The 26,833-nt window shown below is 50.6% G+C and carries 21 protein-coding genes; 7 read left to right on the forward strand and 14 right to left on the reverse strand.

Translation table 11 applies throughout. The features are described 5' to 3' along the window. Positions 1–95 precede the first annotated feature (95 nt). Both AAF564_06610 and AAF564_06615 read right to left on the reverse strand, forming a co-directional pair. Positions 96–1,415, reverse strand: coding sequence for a histidinol-phosphatase (locus tag AAF564_06610; GenBank protein MEM8485202.1), 1,320 nt, complete (start codon positions 1,413–1,415; stop codon positions 96–98). Between the two features lie 205 nt (positions 1,416–1,620). Beyond that, on the reverse strand, positions 1,621–3,801 hold the full coding sequence (locus AAF564_06615) for a response regulator (protein ID MEM8485203.1): 2,181 nt from the start codon (positions 3,799–3,801) through the stop codon (positions 1,621–1,623). A 130-nt stretch (positions 3,802–3,931) separates the two neighbouring features. Between AAF564_06615 and AAF564_06620 the strand changes: the two genes are divergently transcribed. Then, a complete protein-coding gene (locus AAF564_06620; protein ID MEM8485204.1) occupies positions 3,932–4,903 on the forward strand; it encodes a Gfo/Idh/MocA family oxidoreductase in 972 nt (323 codons plus the stop codon). Positions 4,904–4,905: 2 nt separating this feature from the next. Here the strand turns inward: AAF564_06620 and AAF564_06625 are convergent, their stop codons facing one another. Beyond that, the gene (locus AAF564_06625; protein ID MEM8485205.1) at positions 4,906–6,849 is read right to left on the reverse strand and encodes a PAS domain-containing protein; all 1,944 of its coding nucleotides are present in this window, start codon (positions 6,847–6,849) and stop codon (positions 4,906–4,908) included. A gap of 128 nt (positions 6,850–6,977) precedes the next feature. Further along, positions 6,978–7,901 (reverse strand): LysR substrate-binding domain-containing protein, encoded by a 924-nt coding sequence (locus AAF564_06630; GenBank protein MEM8485206.1) that lies wholly within the window; start codon positions 7,899–7,901, stop codon positions 6,978–6,980. Between the two features lie 286 nt (positions 7,902–8,187). Here AAF564_06630 and AAF564_06635 point away from each other — a divergent pair, with 286 nt between their 5' ends. Both AAF564_06635 and AAF564_06640 read left to right on the forward strand, forming a co-directional pair. Beyond that, the gene (locus tag AAF564_06635) at positions 8,188–10,479 is read left to right on the forward strand and encodes a TonB-dependent receptor (GenBank protein ID MEM8485207.1); all 2,292 of its coding nucleotides are present in this window, start codon (positions 8,188–8,190) and stop codon (positions 10,477–10,479) included. An 8-nt stretch (positions 10,480–10,487) separates the two neighbouring features. After that, positions 10,488–11,408: a hypothetical protein gene (locus AAF564_06640; protein ID MEM8485208.1), complete on the forward strand. Its 921-nt coding sequence runs from the start codon at positions 10,488–10,490 to the stop codon at positions 11,406–11,408. Here AAF564_06640 and AAF564_06645 read toward each other — a convergent pair. The 6 genes from AAF564_06645 to AAF564_06670 form a co-directional block, all read right to left on the reverse strand. Next, positions 11,405–11,908 carry a nuclear transport factor 2 family protein gene (locus tag AAF564_06645; GenBank protein ID MEM8485209.1) on the reverse strand — a complete coding sequence of 168 codons (504 nt, stop codon included), beginning with the start codon at positions 11,906–11,908 and terminating at the stop codon, positions 11,405–11,407. The two genes, AAF564_06640 and AAF564_06645, sit on opposite strands and share 4 nt — an antisense overlap. A 34-nt stretch (positions 11,909–11,942) precedes the next feature. Further along, positions 11,943–12,473, reverse strand: coding sequence for a dihydrofolate reductase family protein (locus AAF564_06650; protein MEM8485210.1), 531 nt, complete (start codon positions 12,471–12,473; stop codon positions 11,943–11,945). A gap of 21 nt (positions 12,474–12,494) precedes the next feature. After that, the gene (locus AAF564_06655; protein ID MEM8485211.1) at positions 12,495–13,262 is read right to left on the reverse strand and encodes an alpha/beta hydrolase; all 768 of its coding nucleotides are present in this window, start codon (positions 13,260–13,262) and stop codon (positions 12,495–12,497) included. A 16-nt stretch (positions 13,263–13,278) separates the two neighbouring features. Continuing rightward, on the reverse strand, positions 13,279–13,971 hold the full coding sequence (locus tag AAF564_06660; GenBank protein ID MEM8485212.1) for a DUF1080 domain-containing protein: 693 nt from the start codon (positions 13,969–13,971) through the stop codon (positions 13,279–13,281). A gap of 116 nt (positions 13,972–14,087) precedes the next feature. Further along, entirely contained in the window at positions 14,088–14,648 is a 561-nt protein-coding gene (locus tag AAF564_06665; protein ID MEM8485213.1) for a hypothetical protein, read from the reverse strand. An 84-nt stretch (positions 14,649–14,732) separates the two neighbouring features. Next, the gene (locus tag AAF564_06670; protein ID MEM8485214.1) at positions 14,733–15,887 is read right to left on the reverse strand and encodes a phytanoyl-CoA dioxygenase family protein; all 1,155 of its coding nucleotides are present in this window, start codon (positions 15,885–15,887) and stop codon (positions 14,733–14,735) included. Between the two features lie 328 nt (positions 15,888–16,215). On the opposite strand from AAF564_06670, the gene AAF564_06675 reads away from it, so the two are divergent. Both AAF564_06675 and AAF564_06680 read left to right on the forward strand, forming a co-directional pair. Next, positions 16,216–17,673, forward strand: coding sequence for a sulfatase (locus AAF564_06675; GenBank protein MEM8485215.1), 1,458 nt, complete (start codon positions 16,216–16,218; stop codon positions 17,671–17,673). Between the two features lie 177 nt (positions 17,674–17,850). Beyond that, entirely contained in the window at positions 17,851–18,648 is a 798-nt protein-coding gene (locus AAF564_06680) for a phosphatase PAP2 family protein (protein MEM8485216.1), read from the forward strand. A 2-nt stretch (positions 18,649–18,650) separates the two neighbouring features. Here AAF564_06680 and AAF564_06685 read toward each other — a convergent pair whose 3' ends face one another. After that, positions 18,651–21,014 carry a DUF5686 family protein gene (locus tag AAF564_06685; GenBank protein ID MEM8485217.1) on the reverse strand — a complete coding sequence of 788 codons (2,364 nt, stop codon included), beginning with the start codon at positions 21,012–21,014 and terminating at the stop codon, positions 18,651–18,653. A gap of 9 nt (positions 21,015–21,023) precedes the next feature. Further along, positions 21,024–23,447 carry a DUF5686 family protein gene (locus AAF564_06690; protein ID MEM8485218.1) on the reverse strand — a complete coding sequence of 808 codons (2,424 nt, stop codon included), beginning with the start codon at positions 23,445–23,447 and terminating at the stop codon, positions 21,024–21,026. Between the two features lie 264 nt (positions 23,448–23,711). On the opposite strand from AAF564_06690, the gene AAF564_06695 reads away from it, so the two are divergent. Continuing rightward, the gene (locus tag AAF564_06695; GenBank protein ID MEM8485219.1) at positions 23,712–24,245 is read left to right on the forward strand and encodes a hypothetical protein; all 534 of its coding nucleotides are present in this window, start codon (positions 23,712–23,714) and stop codon (positions 24,243–24,245) included. A 2-nt stretch (positions 24,246–24,247) separates the two neighbouring features. On the opposite strand, the gene AAF564_06700 is transcribed toward AAF564_06695, so the two are convergent. Further along, positions 24,248–24,721, reverse strand: a complete 474-nt coding sequence (locus AAF564_06700; protein MEM8485220.1) for a GNAT family N-acetyltransferase — start codon at positions 24,719–24,721, stop codon at positions 24,248–24,250. Positions 24,722–24,744: 23 nt separating this feature from the next. After that, complete coding sequence (locus tag AAF564_06705; GenBank protein ID MEM8485221.1) at positions 24,745–25,260, reverse strand: putative molybdenum carrier protein; 516 nt, start codon at positions 25,258–25,260, stop codon at positions 24,745–24,747. Positions 25,261–25,296: 36 nt separating this feature from the next. Here AAF564_06705 and AAF564_06710 point away from each other — a divergent pair, with 36 nt between their 5' ends. Further along, positions 25,297–26,577 (forward strand): serine hydrolase domain-containing protein, encoded by a 1,281-nt coding sequence (locus AAF564_06710; GenBank protein MEM8485222.1) that lies wholly within the window; start codon positions 25,297–25,299, stop codon positions 26,575–26,577. Positions 26,578–26,833 lie beyond the last annotated feature (256 nt).

A 26,833-nucleotide genomic window follows, 5' to 3' on the forward strand; every position in this document is an offset into this window, starting at 1 on the left:
TTGCTGGCTTAAAGTTGAAGGTTATTTTCTTATCTGTCGATTGCCCGGGGCCTGGTTGCTGGGATTTTCGCGTGGAATAGAATGGGGCGATCAGCCTACTTAACAACCACTGGCTGTATCCAGGCCATTTCGGTTTCGCCGGCCTGGTAGGGATTCTCTTTTGGTTTTGTCGATGTGATGCGCGCACGAACGTACAACTCATCTCCAGTAAACGTATAGCTGGCTGATGCCCCATCCACAATGGCGAGCGTCTTCCCAACCGAATCGCTATATCTCCGGGAGATAACCTCTCCATCTACTGACTGCGCACTGCTTGTGGTATCATGCGCTACCTCCGTACCGATGAATGCTGTCTGATATGACACACCTGACGCTGCATCTATTGTCAGCGAAATACCTTCTGCATCTACAACCAATTCTTGCAGCGTAATACCGGTAGATCCGTAGAAACTGCCGGCCTCCATCGCGTTGATGATAGCTTCAGCAGATAATGCAGGAGCTCTCACCATCACCCAGGCACGGCCCGTATTGCTTTTGAACGTCCCTATTTCATGGTAGTGGTGGCTGTCGTCCACGGCAATGCCATACATTAAAGGCCGCCCGTGAAGCAAGCGTCTTGTCAGAATAATATCCCACATGCGCTCCATACCCGGGCGCGGCGCCACACCATAATTCCTAACCAGTGGGTGCCCATTATACACCTCAAAAAATTGCTCGCCTTCCAGTGCCGCCAGGTCTTCTGCAGTCACCGCCCATCCAAAGTTTGGATGATTGATGTGGGGAAACATTGGCACGTCCAGGCTATCCCGTTGCGCCAGCACAGCATCAACATTCCGTTGCATAACGTCCCGCACACTCTCCCCGCCCTGCGGCGCAATATACTCCCGTATATTTGTAGCGTTGACATGAATGGGTTTGCCATTGAAACCATCGGTGATCTCTTCAGAGCGAATCATCAAGAAAGAGTCCGCTACTTCAAACAAGCGCCTATACTCATCAAATGTTTTCAACCGTACCCAGGCGGTATCGCGTAACACGCGTTCTTCCACCCAGCCTGCCCCAAAGGTCGCCTTATATCTTTCAAAAGCAGCCTGCCCTCCACTGTTGTGCGCAATAGGGATCCAGCGTTCCCCCTCTGAAAGGATATTGTGGTCAGATAGTGCCAGAAAATGGTAACCGTGGTCGCGGTACCATCTAATAACCATCTCTGGATAATCATCACCATCGCTCCAGAGCGTATGTGTGTGTAGATTTCCTTTGTACCAGTTTGCTTCTGTCTGCTCTGACGCTGTTTCTAAACCAGGCCCTTCTGTGCAAGCCAAAAAAAACAAGGGCATCAACAATAATGCTATCCCATTGCCAAAGAACCAGTAAAAAGGGCTGATGGACAAGGGTGGCGCTATAATTTGTTGCATGACGGAGCCTTAGCATTTTCAAACAAGAAGTGCACAATAATACAGCACTTTGCATCGAATTGCCGGCTTAAAAACTTAAAATCGCCGTTTTTGGGCTAATTTCGCATTTGGCAAGGTGGTTGCAATAAGGGTTAGTCATTGCAACTGGGCACGGAGGTAGAGACATTACGTGGGCATCGGTCTCTACCTCCATTTTTTTTGCCCGTCAATTTCCATCTCCCTCTTCCGACTGCCAGTTGCTGGGCGCCACACCAAAGTGCTCCCGAAAACACTTCGTAAAGTAAGCTGGATTGTTAAACCCCACCGCATAAGCTACTTCGGCTATTGTACCGTATTTGTCAGCAATCAGGTGGCCGGCTTTCTTCAGCCGCATAATGCGGATCAAGGCTGTAGGCGTTTCATTGGTTAACGCTTTGCTTTTTCGCTGTAATTGGCGCGTACTCACGCCCAGCGCATCTGCCAATGCATCCGCATTAAAATGTTCATCTTGAAGGTTTGCATCGATTGCACTGCGCAGCTTTTCCAGAAAAACGTGTTCAGCTGATTGTATATCTTCACGGGCCGGCGTCATAAACAGATGCGCTTGATTGTCCAATTGCATTCGTTGACGGGCAGCAAGCATATTGCGCACGCGGAGTTGCAGCTCTCTGCTATTAAAAGGCTTGGTAAGAAAGTCGTCAACACCATAATCGAGGCTCTCAAGGCGCACGGCGTTGTCATTGTCTGCCGTCAGCATGATAAACGGAATGTGGCTTAGCATGGGTTGCGCGCGAAGGTGATTCACAAGCGCCTTCCCATCCATCACCGGCATCATGAGATCACTGACGATCAGATCCGGCATATGGCGTGTAACCAGGGCTACCGCTTCTTCTCCGTTTGATGCTTCAAAGATGGTATACGTCTCAAGGCACTCGGTCAGATAGCCACGCACTTCCGGGTCATCATCAACAACCAGAACTGTAGGTTGCCCCTCAATGACCGCCGGCACAATTTCCTCCGGGACAGCCGTATCGGGTGCTGCACGGGACAGATTCAGTCGAGGCAACGATTCCGGGGCTACATCAAGCTTCGGCAAACGCACGTTAAACGTTGTGCCTACTCCAACGGTGCTGACGACATCGATTCGACCGTTCAATTGCTCAACCATGACGCGGGTCAGGGCAAGCCCAAGTCCGAGGCCGGCTTTCTGGCGCACGTGCCCTTCTGCCACCCGGTAGAACCGATCAAAAATGTGCGGCAAGGCATCTGCAGCGATCCCCGGCCCATTATCTTTTACAGCTAGCTCAATGCCCCATGCCCCATGCTGTATTAACGCTACATGGACAGCTCCCCCTGATGGTGTGTACTTTATGGCATTCGACACGAGATTCGACACAATCACTTCCAGCTTCTCAAAATCGCTGACAAAAGGCGTCGCGCCAGTTTCAGGAATAAAAGTAACAGCTACATGTTCGGCCTGAGCATAAGGCTGGAATGATTGCATCACTTGCTCCAGAAATTCAACAAGATCACCTTGATGCAACTGCATGGGTAGCTGTTCGCTCTCAGCGCGGGACAAATCCAACAACTGATTAATAAACGAGAGTAGCCTGTCCCCGCTCCGTCGGACTGCCCTGAGTACCTGCAACACTGGTGCGGGCAGGCTTGTAGCTGGTGCCTGAATCAAGTCGTCAACCGGCCCAAGAATGAGTGTAAGCGGCGTACGTATTTCGTGGGAAATGTTGGCAAAGAACCGGTTCTTCACCTCTAGCAAAGAGGCTTTGGCTGCGCGTTCCTCGTCGATAACACGGGTCTGCCAGTACGCCTGTCGCGCATAAGCCTCAAGGGCATAGCCGGCAAACATGCCGATAAGGTTCGCAGCAAAAAGAAAAATAGCGCTGGCCAGCAAATCTGTTGCGCGCATCCCTTCAACAAAATAGATGGCAACGCAATAAAGTAAGAAAAGTATCACGCCAATAATTGAGGCATGGATAAACCGAAGACGGAAAAGCACATACGCAGGCAAGATCAATAACACCGGGCCATCCAGGTAGGCATCCGGCGAATGATCAAGGAGGATCATGGCGATAAGTCCAAGGCCGGCAACAAAGATGATGACACTGACAATGCCGTGCAGGTTCTGCGGATATACTGCGGTGCGGTTGTAGATTAACGCGCCTATCCCTATCAAACAAACCGTACCACGCAGCACCCAGATTTGCCACAGCGCATTGGTTGCCTGAACCCAATCCATGATCCCGAAAATAACACCATATACGATAAGGCCGGCAACGAGTCCTATCTCAATAGAACGCCGCGACTTTTCAACGTAATCCGCCCAAAACGCTTGCTCAAGCGCCTCGTCTTGAAAACGCAATGTTATCGGGTTTTTAGCAGGTTCAGTCATGCAGGTCTTTTGTCGTGTCCGGAATCAAAATTAAACCTTCTTTTTCCCAACGGGATACCTATCTTTAGCGCGCCGGCATTGCCGGCACTTCTTGACCGCAATGTAAACAATAATCCAATCCCAAGAAAAAATGTTAAACTGGGGCATTCTCGGTACCGCACGCATCAACCGATCACTTATTCCCCCACTTAGACTTTCCTTCCGCAACCAGTTGCTCGCAGTTGCAAGTCGAGATGCAGGAAAGGCAGCTGCCTACGCAGCAGAACGTGATATTCCCCGGTCATACGGCAGCTATGAAGCTTTGCTTGCCGACGAGGACATCCAGGTTATATACATCCCCCTCCCCAACAAGCTGCATGCTGAATGGGCGATTAAGGCTGCACAGGCCGGAAAACATGTACTGTGTGAGAAACCGCTGGCGCTCACGGTCGAAGAAGTTGACCGCATGGAAAAAGCTGCTGCAGATGCCGGCACCATACTCATGGAGGCCTTCATGTATCGCTTCCACGCGCGCACCCAGCAGGTTAAAGCCATGGTAGATGAGGGTCTTATTGGCGACCTTCATCATATCAAGGGCGGGTTCACCTTTGCCCTTAATCGGGAAGGTGATGTCCGGTGGGACAATAAACTCGGTGGTGGCAGCCTCTGGGATGTTGGGTGTTACCCGCTCAACTTCGCCCGTTTCATAACCGGGCAGGAGCCCGAAAAAGTATTTGGTCACCAGGTTAGCGGCGCATCGGGTGTAGATATTTCTTTTGCGGCGCACCTGCAATTTCCGGGCGACATCACAGCACAATTCGACTCAGGCTTCAGGACACAGTTCAGGATGTATACCGAGGTTGCGGGAAGCAAGGGAAGCATCCACCTTCCCATGGCTTTCAAACCAGGCCTGCGAAGCTACATCCATCTGACCAGAGGCAATACAAAAGAGCGCATTGCTGTAGATGGTAACATGCTGTACCTGGATGAGGTGGAAGAAATTACCAACTGCGTATTAGAGGATCGCCAGCCGGCGTTGTCGCTTGCAGAAAGCCGCGGCAACATAGCAGCTATCCAGGCTTTGTATGATTCAGCAAGTAGTGGCCAGGTTGTGACGCTGTAACCTCAATCCAAAGAAGGTAACGGGGTTTCTGCCCCTATTGTCTTCGTGAGCCGTATCAATTCGCTTATAAGCTGTTGTCTGTTGATGGGTTTGGATATGTATCCATCAAACCCACCGGCGAGGTATTTCTCCCGATCACCCCGCATGGCATTGGCCGTAAGTGCAACGATGGGAACTGCTTTGCCGCCGGGTAATTCGCGGATTTCAAGCAGCGCCTGCTCACCGCTCATTACAGGCATTTGGATATCCATGAGGATCAGATCGAATGTGTTTGCAGCGTACTGTGCCACAGCCTCGGCCCCGTTCAGCGCGACAACAATTTCATGGCCGGCATGCTCGAGGAATTTGACAGCTACCTTCTGGTTGATGATGTTGTCTTCCGCTAGCAAAATATGAAGTGGACGGCCCGTATCATTTGTTTGCTCTTCGGCTAATAGCTCTTCTGGATCGACGTCGATGATCTCAAACGAGGAAGAGAAGGAAAAGGAAGACCCTTTGCCCTGTACGCTTTTTAACCAGATCTCACCGCCCATTAACTGCACAAGTCTGGATGAGATTGCAAGGCCGAGGCCTGTTCCGCCGTACTCCCGAGTGGTTGTAGCATCCGCCTGGATAAACGCTTCAAAAATGCTTTTCTGTTTGTCTTCGCTAATGCCAATACCTGTATCTGTGATAGTGAAGACAAGTTTTATGTTATCCGCGTCGACGCTATCAACAGCAACGCTTATACAGACATGCCCACCAGCCGGCGTAAATTTGATTGCGTTACCAATCAGGTTAACAAGCACCTGGCGTAACCGGTCCGGATCCCCTCTGAGGTATTCAGGGACCTCCTCAATATCTGCAAGATGCAGGTTAATGTTTTTCTGAGAAGCTAACACATTGTAAAGCTTCGGGATGTCACCCAACAGTTCAGAAATGGAGAATGTGGTTGGCGACAATTCAATTTTTCCGGCTTCTATTTTCGAGAAATCCAGAATATCATTGATGACCCTCAGCAGAGCTTCTCCGGAACGCTTGACAGATTGAGCGAGGTCAAGCTGTTCATCTTCGAGTTTTGTCGAAAGCAACAGTTCTGACATGCCCAAAACGCCATTCATGGGTGTGCGAATTTCATGGCTCATGTTGGCCAGAAACTCACTCTTTGCCTGACTGGCTTTTTTCGCATCTTCGAGGGCTTCGCGTAATTTCTCCTCAATGCGCTTCTGCTCATCTATATCAAAATGCTGACCGATCATGCGGAGCGGCATGTCACGTACGTCATATTCTACAACCTGGCCAGCGCTTCTGATCCACTTATAAGAGCCATCTTGGCACTTCAACCGAAACTCGAGATCGTAGATATACGCTTTGTTCGTGTGTGCATTCTGAATGGCTTCATTTGCCCGTTCTACATCATCTGGATGCAACAAGTTAAGGAAATACGTTAGCGGCAACGGTTCTTCTGCGGGCTCTTCACCTAGCATAAGGTGAAATAACTCATTTGTGATAAAAGAGCCTTCTGCTATATCCCAATCCCAAACTCCTGCGCGGGCCGCGCCAACCGAAAGCTCAAAACGTGCCTCAGCACCTTTGCGCTCCGTTATATCCTCAAAAATACCATACAGTTCAACAACGTTGCCGGCTTCGTCACACTGGCAATCCCCCATCGAATGCACCCACCGCAATGTCTCGTCTGGACGAATAATGCGCAATTCGAATTCAAATGGCTTTTTGTGCTCAATGGCATCAGCTATGCATTGCTGTACCAGCGGAACGTCGTCAGGATGGTAAAATCCAATTGCGGATTCAAGCTCAGGGGTATATGCTTCCGGAGTAAGACCGTGAATACGAAATACCTGCTCCGACCAGAAAAGCGTATGATTTACCAAGCCAACGTGCCACCATCCCATACCGGCGACACGCTCCGCCATTTGTAGAAAGAGGTGCGGTTTATTTGTTAGCATTTGGCCTGCAAATCTGATAAAAGGATGCAGACCTTCCGGTCTACCTTATCTTTTTCGACCAAAAACGCGTTGTATTAAATAAGCAGCAACCAAAACTCCTGTATAATTTGTACCCTGCGCTAAAGCAGTCATGTGTTCGAAGAGCCTTGAGGCACAACATCATGTACTAAACTTTGTTGCAGGAGCACAGATGCTTCCTGCAACACCTCAATCATCCGGGCAATCAAAGACCGTTTCGGAGAAGATTTTTGCCAAATAACACCAATTTCCCGCTTAAAGTGTTGATTAGCCAACGGGAGATACGTAATACCATCGTTCTGTTTTATAGCCATTTGCGGGATGAGCGTGATGCCAGTCTCTGTAGAGACAAAATGACGCACCGTTTCAAGACTTGTCGCACTTAACAAAGCATTCTCGCGAGCCGTTGTACTGTGACAAATGTCGAGTGCTTGTTTTCGAAAACAATGGCCTTCATCCAATAAGATCAGGTCTTGCCCCTTCAAAGCCTGATCATCTATGATCTCTTTTGCAGCAAGCGGATGTGCATCAGCAACTGCGAGGTAGAAAGGTTCTTCAAACAATGACACAGATTCAAACACATTGTCATCTGTGGGTAAGCTGATAATTGCCATATCAATCTCCCGTGTCAACATCCCTTTAACCAGGTTTCCTGTTGTCGCCTCCTTCAGTACAAGATCGATATTCGGAGCATGTTTTTTAACACTCTTTACCACGTAAGAAAACAAGTAGGGCGCTACAGTTAAGATACCTCCAACGGTTATTTTACCCTTGATCATGTCCACAGCCTCGTCGGCCATATCCCGAACCTCTTCCAGTAGCGCCAGTATTTGCTCAGCTCGCTCAATAAATCGCGATCCGTAGGCGGTAACTTCAACACTCCGCCGGCTCCGTTTAAACAACGAAACACCTAGCTCTGCCTCAACTTTTTTCACCTGCGTACTTAGCGAAGGCTGGGACACATGGCATAGCGCTGCCGCATAGCTAAAACTCCCGTGTTTCCCAACAGCCACAATATATTCAAGATCTCTCAAGTTCATTTCTTGCACCAACTGTTATAGCCAAAACACCTCAAATTCAATTTACGCATAGGCAAAAACTATAACAAGGCAACACGCATATTCAGCACGTTTTTGACATAGAACGATCCAATACAAAGCACGGTAATTAACGCATGCCCTATCTCTACTAACGGTCAGCGTACACGTCGGAACAGCTGTCTTCCATTCAGGGACTAATTCCGGCCAATCAGATGCAGGAGCAGGTTGTTCGTTGGATTTTTTGATACCTTAATTGCCCGATCCAGATTCACCCGGTTACATGATGTCAAAACTCTATTCCAACTTCCCTCTTCTGCTTCTGTTTGCCCTAACGATTCAGGTAGCGCAAGCACAACAAGGGACCCTTCGTGGCTTCGTCACTGACGGTGTAACGGAGCAGGCACTCCAGGGTGCATCCGTTGCGCTGTCGGATGATGCGGGTGCACTGCAGGGTGCAGTAACCGACGGTGATGGGTACTATGTTATCCAACGGATTACTGCGGGTGATTATACGCTTCGGATTTCCTTCATTGGTTATGAGACGTTCCAACAAGATCTCACGTTTGGTCCCGGGGCTTCACTAACACAAAATGTGATCTTGAATCCGTCTGAAGAGTCGCTCGACGAGTTGGTTGTGCAAGCAGAGCGTGAAAGCGGGGTAACTGCTGTGTCTGCAGGCCTGGAATCTGTTGTGCCGGCGCAAATAGAACGTGTGCCCATGCCCGGTGTAACCGGTGACCTTGCGAGTTACCTGCAAACGATGCCAGGCATCACAATCCAGGGGGACCGCGGGGGGCAATTTTTTGTACGTGGCGGCGCGCTCGACCAAAACCTGGCGCTTATCGATGGCATGCCCATCTACATGCCCTTTCACGTATTAAGCTTCTACTCAGCTTTTCCCGAAGAAATCATCAACAACGCAGACATTTACACAGGTGGCTTTGGTGCGCGTTACGGGACGCGTATGTCCTCCGTTATGGATGTCAGCATCAGAAACGGCAACAAACAAAATCTCGCCGGCTCTGTGTCGCTTGCCCCCTTCCTGAGCACAGCTCGGATCGAAGGACCGCTTATCAAAGACCACCTTTCAGTGATCGGATCGATCAGGCATTCGTTGATTGAAGATGTAATTCCGAATATGCTGGGCCAGGAATTGCCTTATCGTTTTGGGGATGTTTTTGGCAAAGTGCATGCGTTCATTAACGCAAACAACAGCCTGTCTTTTACGGCTATCCATACCTACGACCGCGGTGACATCGCCGGCACGGTCAAATCATTTGAAGGTGACGCGCTTTCTACAGCGCCCGTGGACAGCAATACAGTATTTTGGAATAACACAGTCTTCGGTGGTAAGTACACTTACATTTCCCAAAGCCTGCCTTTGCTGGTAGAACTTTCGGCAAATCAGTCGGAAATGACCAATGAAATTGGTACCACGAGTAGTCCGGAGCGGACCTCAGGCATAGAAAGCTTTGATGTAGCTGCCCACTTCACCTACTACCTCGATCAGAATGAAGTCCATGCCGGCTTTATGCGGCGCGAATCTACCTTGCGTTATGCCCTCGGCGGACAATTCCAGGGTGTACCGGAAATTGCCAGCAACGACCTCGAAGAACTGGATGCGTACGTGGAAGCAAACTTCACGTTTCCCGCAATCAACCTGAACTTCCAGCCGGGTATACACTGGTACCAGTTACCAGATATTGATGAGCAATGGATTGATCCGCGCGTTCGGCTGTCGTGGTCCCCAATCGCAGCGAAAGACAAGTTCAGCCTCAATGCTGCCTGGGGAATTTACCATCAGGGTACTGCCGGCTTGAACGACGAAAGAGATGTAGGTAACCTGTTCACCGCCTGGTTGCCCTCCCCGGCTGGCGCCATCCCGGAAAGCCAGCATTTTATTCTTGGGACCAACATCCAGCTCTATCCATGGCTATCCGTTGCCCTCGAAGGGTTTGCAAAAACCTTTGATAACCTTACAGTGCCTGTATTCAGTGCTTTGCCAAGTTTCACCACTTCGCTGCAAGCAGCTGATGGTGAAGCTTTTGGTTATGACTTCCGACTCGATTTCAAAGACCGGCCGTTCTGGGGCGAATCCAAGCTCGACGGTTACATGAGTTATGCCTTTTCGAAAGTCGAGTACAAAGCGTCTAACGTCACCTATACGCCGGCGCACGACAGGCGGCATCAGTTTAATGTGCTGCTCCATGCAGAAAAAGATCAGCTGGGGGTGACGGCACAATTCCAATATGGGTCTGGCCTGCCCTTTACGGAATCTTCCGGGTTTGATGTTTTTCTCCTGCTGACACCAGATACAGATGTCACCACGGAAGCCGGCCAGGATCGCATTCTGTATGGTTCTCCGTTTGATGGGCGGCAGCCTGCTTATCACCGCCTCGACCTTTGGCTTGAACGCCGTATAGACAAAGGCCGCACGGTAGTGACCTTGCGCGCCGGCGCCATTAACGTGTTGAACCGAAACAACCTGTTTTACTACGACCTGTTCACCTTTAGCCGGGTTGACCAGTTGCCGTTTATCCCTTCGGTTTGCCTCAAAGTAGAGCTCAGGTAAACAAGCTGATGTCTTACATAGGCCTCAACAAGGTTAACACTACCTCCAGCCGGCTTGTAACCGGCTGGCTGGTGCTGTATTGTCTTTTTGCGTGGGGATGTGATGACGCATTCATCGACCCATTTAAAAACGACGGAAAATACTATACCGTCTACGGCTTCCTCGATGAGTCGAAGAACTTTTCTGCTGGCGCACGGCAAGCCTTCCGCATTATTCCCGTAACGCGCCGGGCGGCACAGATCTCTTCAGCAAGCGACCCTGATGCTGATTTTGACGGACGCGTGTTTCTCACGGATGTAAATCTGGAGCAAACACGAGAAATACCCCGCGAACTCAGAGAACTAGAACCCGGCATTTGGGGACATATCTTTGAAACGCAGTTGTTCGTGCAGCCCAATCACGTCTACCGACTTGAGATTATGCGTTCCGACGGTATCATAGCCAGTGCCGAAACGCGCGTCCCGGCCACCTCAAGCATGCGTATCGTGCAGGACATGCCCGTTGCAAACGCTGACTCGACAATCATCACCCAGGATGTGCGCATCGACGGCGCCCGTTCGTTGTGGGAATTGGACGTCATCTACTACACCGGTGGTGCAAGCTGCTTCACAGCGTCACCCAATACGATATCTTACGGACGGGCCGGCGCATTTGAGGATGACATGTGGCACCTGCAACTGAATTTATCAGAAGACCTCGCCACAATGGGGTTAAGCAATGCAAACATATGCTCCATGGGCTTGCGCGCCAGAATCGTAGATGATCAATGGCTTTTTCCCGAAGGCACACTCAACCTCGAAGCCCTGACCCTGCCACAATCGCTTACCAATGTTGAAAACGGGTATGGCTTTTTTGGATCTATGGGGCTGTTCCAGTCAGACTGGCCCCTCCTCGCAGAAGTCGACGCACTGCTCAACAGCGGCAGCTAGAAGCCGTTGCCTGCAGGTGCAGACGATGTATGCCCTGAAATAAATTGCCAGCCTTCCGCGCGATTCTCCATAACAGCCGTGATGGCGCCTGCAAACGTAAACTCGTCAGCAGATCCCTTCCCAACGGTTGTCCTGAACTTCGCAAATACCATCACCTGGGTATCATTCAATGCCCATACCGTTGGTAAGCCAAAGTTTGAAACAACAACACCTTGCTGTGTAATGCCTTCGAGTGCACGCTTGATCTGGGCTTTCTTATCATACTTGATGGCCCCATCCTCAACCCACACAAAGCGTGGATCATCCGCATAGTAGTCGATCGACTCGGTAAACTTACTCTCCCTTAGCAGTGAAGCGTACGCTTTGAAAGCCGCAACTGCACTGCGCTCCAACTCAATACGATCTACACCCTGTTCAGCGGTTTCTGTATCCTGCGCCTGACAGGCAACAATTGGCAAGCTACACAGCACGAGCATTGTCGCCCATAATAGTTGCTTCATACAATCTATCCTCTAAAAATATGTACTGATGGAATTACTCATGATAGGCAACCGTATAGTGCCTTACGGAAATGCCACAATCATACGATTGGGTTTCAGTAAGTGCAAGGTCGGCAGATTTTACTGCACCAGTAAATAACGGGATCCCTTCTCCCAAAATCAGTGGATTGAGCTTAATGATCATGCGATCAATCAGCTGCTCATTAAACAGCTGTGCAGCCAGCTCTCCTCCGCCACATAACCAAATGGGTTTGTTTTCCGATGCTTTTAACGACCTTACAAGATCAGGTACACGATCCGGTACAATGGTAACGTTGGGATCGGGAGCAGTTTTTAATGATCGGGAAACCACGTAGGTTTTTAAATCAGGGTACGGATTGGTGATCCCCTGCTTGTAGGCAACATCGTAGGTTTTACGCCCCATCAGGACGCTATCAAACCAGGCATATGATGCAAAAAAGTCTTTAACAACGTCGTCGTCCCATAGAAATTTATCAAAAGAGCCGTCTGGTGCAGCGATATAGCCATCCAGCGAGCTCGCGACGTAATACACGAGGTCAGTCAAAATGGGCCTCCTTAATTCAGATTATTGATGGTCGAATTGACCGTAGCGCAAGAAGTGTTTGGTTTGCCTGATTACTTCAGCGTTCTTCATCATGAATGAATGAGATACGGGAAGAACCAAGTGGTCGCGCATGCCGTCAAGACGGGTGCGGGACACGCTTACTTTACCATCGTCGTCACCTGGAATTATGCCTGAATATACCGGGTTTAAGGAAGCATTGCCGGCAATTACGCCCAAGGACAGGCCTGTGGCCGGCGGCAATTGATTTACAAAACTTGTGTCTGCAGTTGAAAGTTGCTGACCTGCCGGCCCATTGAGCCAACCAAACAAACGCAGGTCGCCGAGCCGATCAACCAGCTCAGACCCTCTATTGGGAGGCCCGAGCATTACTACGCGGCCCATGTTGCCAATAATTTGCTGACGCTGCAATACCCGCACAATGATTCCGCCCATCGAATGGGTAACAAAATGCGCACGCCGCACATCTTCCAACAAGCTGTCTTCTTCGCGCGAGCGCCCGTTACGTACGCAGTCTCGCAGAGCCGGCAGCACATAGTCGCGGACAAGCACAGCGACCGGGTGATACGTGGAAGGGTAATTGATGTTACACGTGCGATATCCATCAGCCAGTAAGGCCTTCTCCATCACCCGCATCGAGTTTGATGTGCGGGCCAATCCGTGCAATAAAACTACTGTACCTTCAGTTTGCTCACCATCTTGCGGCAGCGGCCCACAGCCGGCCACCAGCAACAGTGCCAGAACAACAAACTGGAGAAGCCGGGAAAGCACAAATATCACGACGCGCCTATAATACTTTAACCCGTAGATTCCTAAACCACACCGTTGCATCGCCATGTTTGCCCTGCAATCCGATGTGTCCGTATGTAGGCAATGCCGACAAAGGCGTGGTCAACCATTCCGGGACAGCTGAGCCATCAGGGTTGTCTTTAGCTGATGTGTACTCACCCATATCGATATCGATCACCTGTTCGCCATTCAGCACAACAGAAATGTGTTGATCAACCGCCTTAATGGTCATGTGATTCCATTCGCCAGGTCTTTTGACCACCTGCTTGCTCGCAGCTTTGTGCCCAAAAACAGCTGCACATTGCCAGTTTGCGGGCGACTCTGCCCACTTCTTGTTGTAGTCGTCTGCAATTTGAATCTCAACCGAGTTGGGCACCCAGTTAATCATATCTGTCCCATGAATAATCACACCGCTGTTGGTTCCATCAGCGTTTTTGAACTCAAGATCCAGCACAAAATTATCATATACACGTGCGCTCCAAATCGTTTGATCTTCGGAAGCAGTGAGTACGCCCTGGTCTACTGTCCAGACTTCTTTTTGATAAATTGCATTAGAAAGATCTGCTGTAAACAGATCCTGCCATCCATCAAGGCTGGCATCAGGATGGGCAGTCAATGCTGACTGGCCAACTGCGGGTACGGCACCGCAAAACAAAAATAGAAGCAGGCACCGTTGGATCATAGTTTTCATGGTCGATAGAATACTGCATTTCCGAACGCATTATGGTGGGTATGCTACAGAAAGATCGGCGTTTTAACAAATGCCATTGGCACAATTTACGCAACGCAGGCGCTTCTGACCTGTCACTACAGCTCTTTAATACGGATTTTGCCACCACACCAGGGGTCGAAGGTAATGCCGGCGTCGACGGCCTTTTTGGCAATTGCCCGTGCAGATAACTTGGTGTCGTACAGCGCGTGTAATGCCCCAAGGCAATAATCTGACCCCGATCCAATTGCATAGTATTGATTGAATTTGGTCACCGTCATGTTGCCGGAAATTGTAAAGATGCCGTTTTTATTGAGCACCATAAACATAGAATTCAGGTCAGCAAACGGTTGAGATTTCTTGCCGCTCTGGTTGTTCACAAACGCATAGTTGTCCTTTAGCTCTTTCCAAAACTTCAGTATAAACCGGTAAATCTCCTTTTTATTGCTCAGCTTTACAGCCTTGCGGTCTTTCAGGTACTCATCCAAAATATTTTTATAGATACTGTATCCCGACATCGCCACGTAAGAATTGCCAATTTTGCGAATCTTGATAGACGAATAGTTCTCCTGCGATACATGAAGTCCGCCAAAGGTGGTCAGGCTATCACTGGCAATTACTGCTTTATTGCCTTTTCTAACGGCTACGATTGCGGTCATGGTTGCCCAAAGTTTACTGATGAAAGAGAGGGTTAGTCGCATCAATATACGGCATGTCAATGCACGGGTGCCCGCGGCGACCAATCAGGCCTGCCGTCGCCCGTCATAATCCAAAAAATGCTCGCGAAGCGTTACCCATGGCCATCGTTCATCCAGTGCGCGGCCAACAAAGTCTGCAGCCGACTCTGGCGCATTGCCCCCCAAAGGCGGATCGGTATCCAGGTTGGTTGGAAAGGCATAACTATCTGCCACAGCTGCGATGGCATTCACGCGCTCAAGGCTGGTCATCTGTGAAGCATGCGACAACAAATGGGGGTAAACTGCTTCGAGCATTGCAAAGCGGTTCACGCTTTCCATTGGTCGGCCAAAAGCAGACGAGATTTGGAGCAGGTTCGCCAACCGATCAGCATCCGAACGATTGTTGCCGGCGCCGTGGTACAGCGCCGGGCTGAAGAACACCATATCCCCTTTAGAGAGCGGCAATTGGATAGCGTGCTGCTTGAAATACGCGACAAAATCTGCTTCTTTAAATGCAAGATAGCCCCCTGGGTATTTGTGCGAATGCGGCATGAACTGTGTCGGACCGGCAAGCAAGGGCATATCTGTGTGTGCAATTGCACCCTGTAAAGTCAGCAACTGCGACATGCGTTGCACGCGCGCCGGGTATTGCGCTATGGTCGCGGCGCGCTGGAAACCGAGGTGATAATCGCGATGTGGCGCTTGTGCCTCGCTTCCGGGCTTTACATTGTTGACCTGTGCGGTCATTTGATATCCAGGACCCAGCCAGGCGCGTGCAATAAGGGCTATTGCTGGATTTCCGTAATATGGCACAAACAACGCCGGCGCCCGAACGCACACCTTTTGCAACGCATTCCAGATACGTTCGTTTTGTCCAAAGTGGTCAGCTGCTACGCGTTGTTCAGCCTTTTCAGCTTCTATGATTTCGAAGAATACAGCGGTCACCTCATCGATCAGCGAGGTGTCAGCATAGGCATCTCGAATAACAAGCACACCCGGCCCGTCAGCCAAACAGGTATGCAACTCGCCCAGGATCTCGTAATCATCATGCCCCTTCGCTGCCAGATACCTGCCATCATAGATGACAACTTTTTTTTCAACACCAGCTGCATGCGAATACTCACTGCGCTCGGTCTCTTCCGCACAATAGCGTACAAAAGTAGCGAGATCAAATTCGGCCACATCAAAAAAGGGGCCTACTGAATTGGGTAACTTGAACATATGCTTTTAATAACTCTGCCTTACACAATGGGGGTCAATATGTTACCCTGCTTCATTTGGGAAATCAAGCCAAACCTCCTGTGGCTTACAAATTGATTCAAGATCCGTACAGATACCTGCATAAAAGTCGTTTAAAAATAATATATTGCGTTTATCAAGCAGCATCACAAGGTCCGATGGACCTAAACCTGCCAGATGCTGCATCCTTGACGATACGTGCTTGCTCCCCACCAGTATGTTCTCCGCTTTGCGAATAACAAAAGGCTTCAGCCAAATCCTGGGCCTGTGCTTCTTATTAACTGGACTTCAGTGCGCGACGCCTGAAGCTGTGCCAGTACCGGAAGGTCCTTACAACTTCCTGTTTTATATTGCTGACGACCTGTCTCCTTTTTCCGATACGCAGTATGTGCCGGCTTTCCGACGCATTGGAGATGAAGGTGTTGTGTTTTCCAATGCGTTTACCAATGCCCCATCCTGTACGCCGGCACGTAGCATCGTATTGACAGGTCAGCCTTTATGGCATCTCAAAGAAGGCAGCACCCTCTTTGGGGCCTTGCCTGCAACGCTGCCTGTATTCCCTCTCCTCCTCCAGGATGCGGGCTATTTTGTAGGACACACGGGCAAAGCATGGGGGCCCGGCAGCCTGGCAGCTGGCGGCTGGCCAGATACTACAAATCCTGTGGGTACCCCCTACCAAGACCTCAAAGTGGATCCCGCACATGAAGGAATGAGCAACGTCGACTATGCCGCGAACTTTGATGCATTCCTGGCTGATCGGCCCGAGGAGACCCCTTTCTTCTTCTGGTACGGCTCATTTGAGCCACACCGCAAGTTTGGTGCTGGGCAAGGCCTGGCATCCGGCAAGCCCCTTAATGACGCGCGTGTACCCGCCTCGCTGCCCGACACCGAAGTCATTCGCAACGACATGCTCGATTATGACATTGAGGTAGAGTATGCCGACCACCACTTTGGGCAGATGCTTACCGCCCTTGAAGCTGCCGGCGAACTCGACAGAACAATAATTATTGTAACATCAGATCATGGCATGGCCTTTCCACGTGCTAAGGCAACCGGACTGTATGATGACGCCACGCATATTCCATTGATGGTACACGGCCCCGGTATTACAGGAGGTGGTCGTGAGATCACAGATTTTGTAGGCCTGATGGATCTTGGCCCAACCATCCTGGATCTTGCTGGCATTACGCCCCCCGCAGACATGGTGGGCCAAAGTATTAAGCCACAGCTTACTTCTGCGGCCTCGGGGCGAATTGATCCTGCGCGCAACCATATTGTACTTGCGCTGGAACGGCACACCATTGCCCGGCCTAATTTTCTCGGTTACCCAATGCGGGCGCTACGCACCGACGACTTTTTACTGGTTCATAATTTTGAACCCACCCGGTGGCCGGCAGGCGATCCAGATTTCGAATCAATTCACCAGGGTATTTTTGGCGACATAGACGCCGGGCCTGCAAAAGACTTCGTGCTCTCTCTGGCGGATGATCCGAAGTTATCACGCTTCTTCAAAATGGCAACAGCACGCCGGCCGGCCTTTGAGTTGTTTGACTTAAAGCTGGATCGCGAGCAAATCCTGAGTGTAGCAGACGACCCGGTATATCTCCTGACGCTCGACAGCCTGAATACACAGCTTGAATCTTATCTGAGAGACGCAGGTGACCCACGGGTTTTTGGAAAATCACCCTGGGATCAGAATATTTATTATTTCGATGATCTACCTGAAACCATGCCCGCAGGCGACCCTGATCGCTGGAACCTCGATTAACCAGTCCGGCATGCATCAAAGCCATGCGTTCAGATTGTAAAACAACGCAGCACAGCGCGACTTTGAAATCGTTTGTTTGATGTGGATACGCTGCTATCGCATTTCCCAATATTACGTATACACACGCTCGAGCTTGTCCTACTATTAAAGCACCTGTCACACCCGATTGGCTACAACATGAATTGTGCTTTATTCAAATTTCGAATGATAGGTTTGCTGGTGCTGGTTTTGCTCGTGCCTGAAGCCCATGCACAACAATCAAACAGATTTCTGCATTGGAGTTACCGAGATGTTGGTCGGGTTGCCCGGCAGGTCCTCCCTCAGGCGCCTGTTTATGCCATTCTAGGGACGGCTGCGCTTGTGACTACCATGAACCTGGATGAACCCTTCCAAGATGAAGTGCGGGAAACGTATACCAACACGCCCTTCCTGCAATCCTATTTTAATGTAACCAATGAGTTGGGTGGGCCGCTTATGCTCTTCCCGGCAACGGGGCTGTTTACTGTTTCATTACTCACAGAAAACACCCGTTTTCAGGATGCTGCTTTTACCTCGCTTCAAAGCTGGGTGTACGCCGGCAGCATGACGTTCGGGCTTAAACGAGCATTCGGACGCATGCGCCCCGAGGAAGGCATGGGTGCTTCAATTTTCCGCCCCCTCTCCAGGCATACCTCCTTCCCATCTGGGCACACAACTGCTGTCTTTGCGCTTATCACACCCTGGGTACTTTATTACCCAAACCCTGTCACGTACGGCCTCTTTGCCCTCGGCACCAGCACAGCTATTGCCCGCATGGCGCTCAACAAACACTGGCCTACCGATGTATTGGCCGGTGCGGCCATAGGTTTCTTCACAGGGAGATTTCTTGCCAGAATGCATCTGCGGGAATCAGTCGGCAGCGCCATCAACCTAACCCGCCTTCGTATGCAAACCCACATTGCACCAAACGGCTTTGTACTGGCTTTGAACTGGTAGCGCTAAAATTTCTTGACGATACCCAGGCCGATTGATAAGGAGCTGTGGTCCAAATTTCTGGTGACATCAAGCCGGATTGGCATGTTGAAGAAGTTGGTCAATGAGATGCCGATTTCGTGCTGCACAGATGTATCGTAACGCGAAAACACGTCTGCCACCCGACGCCCCCCTTTTGCCTGTCCGTGCGCACCGTGGAGTGTGAATCCAATGCCGTTCTGTGCTACACCCCACAGCCCCAACCATTCAAAAAAGCTTGTAGAAAAGTCGTGCTCCCAGGCTACAGACCAAACGTTGGCGCCTTTTATAGGCAAGCCATGTAATGATTTAAACGCGCCAAACGCAGTTATTGGCCGGCGGCTCGTTTCCAGAATACCCATAAACTGTGGCGGCAAGCTCCCGGTGTATGTTGCTCCGTATAAACGCAAGCGCAGTTCGTTGGGCCATTTCCTGCGTTGATACAGGGTTGGTATAGTCAACGCTGCATAGCCTTCATACCGGGTGAAAGGGGCAAAATCAGTTTTGAGGACCGGATTATGGGTCACGGTAAACTTTACGCCATGTCCCTCCGGCTTTAGGTTTGCATTGGGGACATCGCCAATTTGTACTTCCCCAGTGAGTAGCGAAATGTCACCTGTATCAATAACAGGATTGTTACGACGCGTACTGCCAAAAAACCAGCCTTTTCGATCTCGAAAAACTTCAACGTCCTTATGTGACTCCCGGGAGAACCTGAGTGAAGCTACTGTTTTAATTTTATCCAGTCCCAGGCCCAGCTCCAAGAAGCGAGACTGCCTTTTGTAATAGTCGAAGTAGTCTTCCCAGCCAACATAAGTTGTCGCCCCGGCAACGAAGCGGCTGTACCCGCGGGAAGCATACTGGGTGTCGCGCTGTTGCGCAATGCCACCCCTTAAAAAAGCCGGCCCTGTCTTTAGCCGAAGCCCCAAGGTATAAGCTGGCAACTTGCTCGATACGCCATAGCCGAGCCCAACTTCTGCAGCAAGCATCGAGGACAAACTGAGGTCTTGCCTGGCCCCAAGGTAAAAACCATCCACCCTGCTGTACCCGAGTTGCAGATTTGAAATCACCCGTTCTACAGGCCTCTTCGTTGCGGGCACATCTGCAGCTTCAGCTGCTTCACTCAAATCAATTGCGGTGTAGTTTGCCAGCAATCCGATGGGGCGAAACGATCGCCCGAGCCCCTTGCGCGGGTCCATTGCCACAACCTCCTCTAACTCCTCTGGGGTCATGGGGATGAGCCCCGGATTCCATCTAAACAGATGATCCTGACGATCCACGTTCGGCGCTGCAACGATGGATTGGTCAGACAAAAAGAGCGTATCTGGTACGGGAAGGTTAAACACATACTTCGTGATGCGCGAGACCTGCCGATACCGCGCGGTCGGATAGGCAACACCCAGCCGGCCAAAAGAGACATTGCCCTCTATCTGCAAATCAACAGGCAACCACAGCGAGTCCCCGTATGGCGCAAATTGCTGCTCATAGAACGCATCCCAATCTTTGATGGGCGCCGGCAACACGTTGTTCGGGCTGGGCCGCATTTGTGCCTTGAGGAGCACGTAGGCTGAATCGAGTACTGATACGTGCCCCATGAACGCCGTACTCAGTGCCGACTTAGGACTAAAATAAATATCGTAGACCCGTTGCCCATCTTGCTCATGGTAGCCGGCCAGCGTGAACGTATACAGTTCTGGCGCCCGGGGATGTGTGGGGCCAATCAGCTTGAAGCCAAGGACTTCTATCGTATCATCGTAAAAGTTTGGGATGTTTTGGGTGGATGCAAAACGCATCGGATCAGTGAAGACAGGCCGCATCCGCCGGGCACGCACATAACTGCGGGTGCCTTCACCGCGCTTCCAGTGCCACTGCGCAATCGACTCTTGTACTTGCGCAAGGTCAAACTCACTGTACAGCATATACCTAGAATAGCTTTCTGCTGTATACGTGGCCAGATTGGTCTGCCACGCCTGCTTGTTTTCGATCACTTTGCGCATAATGTTATACGCAGGATCTTCGCCACTTACAACAACTTCTTCCAGCGTATAACGGACGGGTGTCAAGAGCACTTCCAATGTCGCCGGGGTGTCGTTGGTAATTTCCAGCGTACGGGATTCATACCCGATGTGACGGATATCAAGCGTTGCAGGAAGGGCGGCAAGCCTCAACTCAAAACGTCCAACTGCGTTTGTGATGGTGCCTTCAGCCCGTGCAAAATCAAAGAGCGTAACGGCTGGCAGTGTCTCGCCAGTCTGGGCATCGATCACAACTCCAGTGATCACTTTCTGCCCAAGCGCCGGCCTTGCTGCCCACAGCAAGACGAAAGCTCCGATATACAATACCTTCTTCACGCGCCTCTCCTAAAATATTCTTGCAGAGCCAAGTCCAACCGTAAAGCCGGGCGCGTCCAGGCGGGTAGCAAAATCAACCCTGAACAGGGAAAACAAGCCACTAATAGACACACCAACTTCCTGGTGCCAGTTTGCTGTGGTCCTTACCAAATCAGGTTCGAGTACCGAATACGATTGCCAGGTACGCGCATGGCCCCCAAATACAATCAGGTTAATTGCATTCTCAGCCGCCTTTCGCATGCCAAGTAGTTCAAAAGGTACTGTTTTGAAGTTATGCTCCCAGAATACCCCAAGCACGTCATCGCCCCGGTAGGGTTTGCTCTGTAGTGTTTTCAGGCTGCCAAACTGGTTGTAGAATGTCATCCGGCCATCAATCGCTCCAAAACGGGTAATGGGCAATTCGCCAAATCCGCGCTGTCCTATCAGCTTAAGATCCAGTGTATTTGGCAATAACCGGCGTGTAAAGAAGGTATTGAAACGCCACTCTACAGAAAGATTGTACCGGGTGAACGTATGGTCGCTATCGAGGCCAGGCAGGGCATGCTCAACTTGAAACGCCAAAAACTTGCGCCCCGTCACGCCGAGTGTTTCCTCGTCATCGCCAAACGAAAAACCGGCTACAAGTGAATGGACGCCAAGCGAATTTACAGCCGGGTTTTCGCGCTGTTCAAAGCTTCCATCAAAGAAGTCGTAATCGGTGAGTTTCGCCAACTCGCCATGAGACTCGATATGCAGCCCGGTTTGGAGGGTCAACTGCGTTTCAGGTACAGCAAAAGACAGGGTTGCGCGAAACCGTTCATTTCTGAAATAATCGTAATAATCTACGCCATCAAAGAGCACGACCAGGCCATTGAAGGTCCGCAGAAATGGTGTACTGCCCGTTTGCGTGTCTGTGTATTCAGCATAAGATAAATCAAGCAACAAACGCCTCGCCGTATCGATCCCGATTTGAGCACCAAGTGAGAAGGCGACTGCTTGATCACTTTTCAGGGTTGAGCTGAGCCCGATCGCGCCATTGAGGTTGAAACGATTGCTAATGCGTTTGCCAATTCCAAGCTCGCCATACACACCCTCTACCCTGTTAAAGCGAATGTGCGGACTGAAATCCAAGTTGAGCCGGCGGCGCTTTGGTGAACCTTCTTCGCCGGCCAATACCACTTCATCATCCGAATCATCATTGCGCGCTGACACTTTCACAACACGCGCCAGCGGCCCGGTAGGCTCATATGCTTTGGCGAGGGTCATTGTACTGTCAATTGAAACGTATGCAGCAGACTCTGCCTTATCCAAGGGTACAGCGATCCCCTCTTCGTCGAGCAGCGTATCTTCAGCAATGGAAACAGAATCCACAACAACCGAAGCGCCAGGCTCAAAAAGCGTATCCGGCACAATTGCATTTACATCATAGTTGGAGATACGCGAGACCTGCTCAATGTAAAAAGTGGGAAACGAGAGCAGTCGATTGAGTCCGATTTCCGCAGCCATTTCACTCCTAAAGTCAACCGGAAGCCAGGCTGAACCACCAAAGCTAGAAAACTGCTGGCTATAGGTTACATCAAAGTCTTGAATGGGCGGCGGAAACAGAAATGCGTCCCCCGGTTCAAGCTCCACTTCGAGCAAGGCATACACTCCATCCAGCACAGCCAACTTCCCTACAAAACCCGTCTTCAATCTATTGCGCGGCGATACGCCTATATCATAAACAACTTCGTCGTCGATGCGTCGGTATCCTAGAAGTTCGAACGTATAATGGTCGAGGGCATCCGGATGTGTGACACCCATGAAGTTGTAGCCGGCAATATCGATATTGTCGTCGTACAGGTTGGCGACAAACTGGGCTGCCGGCAGGACGTCCCCGATATCCAGGTTTGAGGTCTGCCGGCGGGCTTTAACAACCTCCCGCGTTCCTTCCTGGGGATTCCAGTAGGTGTCCGTGAACGACTCGATGATGGACACAATGCCGGTGTCATTTTTCAGCGTAAATCTGTTGTAAGCCTCTGCCGAATAAGATGCCAGTTCGGCCCGCCATACTTTCTTTTGCTCAATCACCTCCCGCATAATTTCAACAGCAGGGTCTTTTTCGCTTACGACCACTTCCTCAAGTGCGTACACGATCGGAGGCATCTGAACACGTAGGGCAATTTCTGGTGCAGCAGTAACATCTACATACTGGCTTTCGTATCCAATGTAACGAACCACAAGTACGGCTGGCAGCGTCGGAAGCTGCAGGCTAAACTGACCATCGACGTTCGTAATGGTGCCCTGATAGGTGCCATCGATTTGCACATTAGCCGCCGGCAGTGGCTCACCCGTTTCAGCATCCAGCACAATACCTTCGACGAGGTGCTGCGCGTGTGAAATTACCGGGACAAAAAAGGCACAAACAAAAATGCAAAAAGCAAGAAACAATACACGTACAATAGGGCTAAACAATAGAGTAGGTTTACAAAAAGACGACTGGAGAAGGGGAATTTTTTTCTGCACTGTTGTTTGATTTTTTGTTGGGGGTAACCTGGCAAACTATAATTCGGCATTGCGGAATGTGGCCCGCCCGAATGGTATGGGTTTTGAGATGTAGGCGCTCTTCAGATGGAGGATAAACCCCGGCACTTCGGCTTGCCCCTATCCCTTGCTGTTCCCCCTGTTAAATTTATCCTGCAGATTACTATTCGAGAAAACTTTCATATCCTGATTTAGATGTCTCACTGGTACGAAGTATTTGATAATGATCGCGTACAACTCCTCACGCGAAAGCAGGCAACGAGACTCATTCGTATGCTGGTAGCTGCTTTTGCAGTGACTACGGCTGGCATCATCATAGGTTTTAATTATAAACCTTATTTCTTCCTGATTATTGTGTGCGTCCTCCTAACGTGGTTTGGCGCCTTCTGGTGGATCACCTGGCGACTCCGCATGCTGCGGCGCGTTGTTTGGTGCGTAAAAATTTCTGATCGCCGTGTTGAGGCGTATGATTATACCCGCAAGAAAATCACATTGGACTGGACGAAGGTACAGCGCGTGGAGATCACAAAAGACAGCCTGATTCTATTAGGCCCCAGTTTTTGCTCCTTCCAGATACCACACCTGTTTACCGACTTCCCAAAACTGAGCCACCGCATTATTTACTGCGCAGAATTGTATGAGGTGCCCATTTTCATCGATGGATTGCCCTGGCAAAGCCTCGATGTGTATGAGCTCTATCCCTTCCTTGAAGAAGGCGCAGCCGGCTAACTTCACTCCGCTACCTGTGGTTCATTGATGCGCCAGACATAGCGTAGCTTGATCCGATCACCCCGTTTGTACATCTCCGTATCGCGGGGCACATTTTCTACGCCCAATAATTCGGCCCCCAATTTCTCTATCGTCCGCCGTGAAGCCTGATTATCTGGATTGCAGGTGATATACAGGAGGGCAAAATCGTGTGCCTTTGCGAGGGGTACAAGGAGTTTACAGGCTTTGCCGGCATATCCATGACCCCGATGAGCACGGTCAATTGTATAGCCAATATTCCCGGCATACCTATCAATCAGCATGTTGCTCCCGATCCGTAGGGAGATGCGCCCTACCCGCTCGCATGATACATTCTTCCGAATACCAAAAATGTAAGCCGGCACATAGTTCTTGTGCTTTGCCGCCGGGGCCAATGCTTCAACGAACAAATGGACCTCCGGACCTTCAATGATATCGCCGGTTTTCTTTATAAACATGATTGCAACAGATGGCGCACTTATCAGCTTGCGCGTCCCAGGGGCGTGGACATGAGTAAATCTACGGTTTTTTGATATATTTCTCCGTTTTCACTGGCACGCGGCCCAGCAACGTTGAGTTTTGCCGGCCTGACACGCCGCAACCAGGCATCGAGTGCCTGGCGAGCGGCCAACGTAGACAGGTCCAAAAGATCAAGACGCAACCGAGGCCTTTTCAGCGCTTCAGCCATATTGAAGGTAAAAGTAGTACCGCCACTTGCAATACCCACAGGGTGTACAACAAGCGTCGCATCTGCCAACTTCACGTTTAGAAAGGTTCGCTCCGCAGGAAGACAACTTGGCGCTTCAAGAATCCCTGTGTACCTGGCAGGTATGCGGCCGGCTTCATTTGTCCTGCCTGCCGGCACCCAGCCACCGATGGATATGCCTTGCGCCATCGCAACATCCCATGCAGCAAGATCGACCCCGGTTTGCCCACCAGACACAACCATCTGCACACCGTATCCATTATCAGCAGTATGTACCTTATCTTCAAACACCTTCACAGCCTCTTACAAGTAACCCATTTTTAACGCATGTGTACCCAGGCTTTTATCCGCACAGCTTTCATTGGATTCAGTCTTTGCTTGTTTGTCAACGCCCCGCTGCAGGCACAGGCGCTGCCGGATAATGCCCAAAGTACCGGCAAGCTGTCAACAACGGGAGTGGCCGAACTCGATACGTATTTTGAGGAGTTTGTGGCCGCGCAAAAAATCCCGGGCGTAACGTATGCAATTGCGCATCATGGCAAAATAGAGGTCATGCGCAGTATCGGGTATCAGGATATTGAAAATCAAACCCCCGTAACCGACAGCACCATCTATCGCATTGCATCGATGACTAAGATAGTCACCAGCGTAGCCGTGCTGCAGCTGATCGAATCTGGAAAAATAGCACTCGACGACCCGATTTCCCGCTATATCCCTGAGCTAAGCAATCAGCGTGTTTTAGTGGATGTGGAGAAACCCGATGGCCCAACAGAGCCGGCAACCCAGGCAATGACCGTCAAACAACTGCTGATGCATACCTCCGGCCTCGGTATGACAGGCGGCAACGGCATCAATGGGCAGTATGGACGCATCATGGGTAACCCTTCCCTTTCTTTGCAGCAGCAAATGGAAGCCATTGGTGAACTGCCGCTGCTTTATCAGCCCGGTACACAATGGCGCTACAGCATGGCAACGGCAGCACTCGGCTACCTCGTCGAAGTAGTATCAGAAATGCCCTTTGCCATCTATCTACAGCAGCACATCTTCGCACCACTTGGCATGAGGGATACGGGATTTTATGTGGACGCATCCAGGCAGAGTCGCGTCATATCAGTTTACCGGGCAAGCGAAGGCAATTCCATTCAGCGCACTCGGCACGGGCTCATGCAACGAGAGACAGTACCTCCTAATGCACCAAACGGCGCCGGCGGATTGTTTTCAACGGTGCCCGACTACTTGCGTTTTGCACAAATGTTACTCAATGGCGGCACCCTGGAAGGCGTGGAGATTTTGAAGGCGGAAACCGTAGACCTGATGACCAGGGACCATTTACCCGATACCATTACCCTCCCGGAACGGTTCGGACGAAACTACGGCCTTGCCGGCTATGGCTTCGGGCTGGGGGTTCGTGTGCGCACCGACGTCCAACGCTCCAACTTACCTGGTAATGCTGGAGAATATGGTTGGGGCGGCTTGTTTGAAACCTACATATTGATTGATCCATCAGCCTCACTCGTCGCCCTCTACATGACCCAGGTTCGCCCCTCCAGCTTTTATCCCCTGCGGCGCGACTTCACGCGGCTTGTATATGGCACGCTCACGGAGTGATATTTATCGAGCCATTGTTATAACTAAAAAAGGTGCGCCGGCTTACGGCACACCTTTTTTATAATACAGCACGCTTACAGTTCAAGTGACTTATGCAGCTTGTGCCTCAGCATCAACAGACTCATCAGCTGTTTCATCATTAAACATGAAGAAAAAGATGAGGGTGAAGACGAGGGTTGCAACGGCAAAAATGCCCCAGAACAGCTGCCAGTCAGCCATGCTGAGTGTACCGTTTTCGCCATAAGCGTTTACAAAA

It is taken from the genome of Bacteroidota bacterium, from assembly GCA_039111535.1.
Taxonomy (GTDB): Bacteria; Bacteroidota; Rhodothermia; order Rhodothermales; family JAHQVL01; genus JBCCIM01.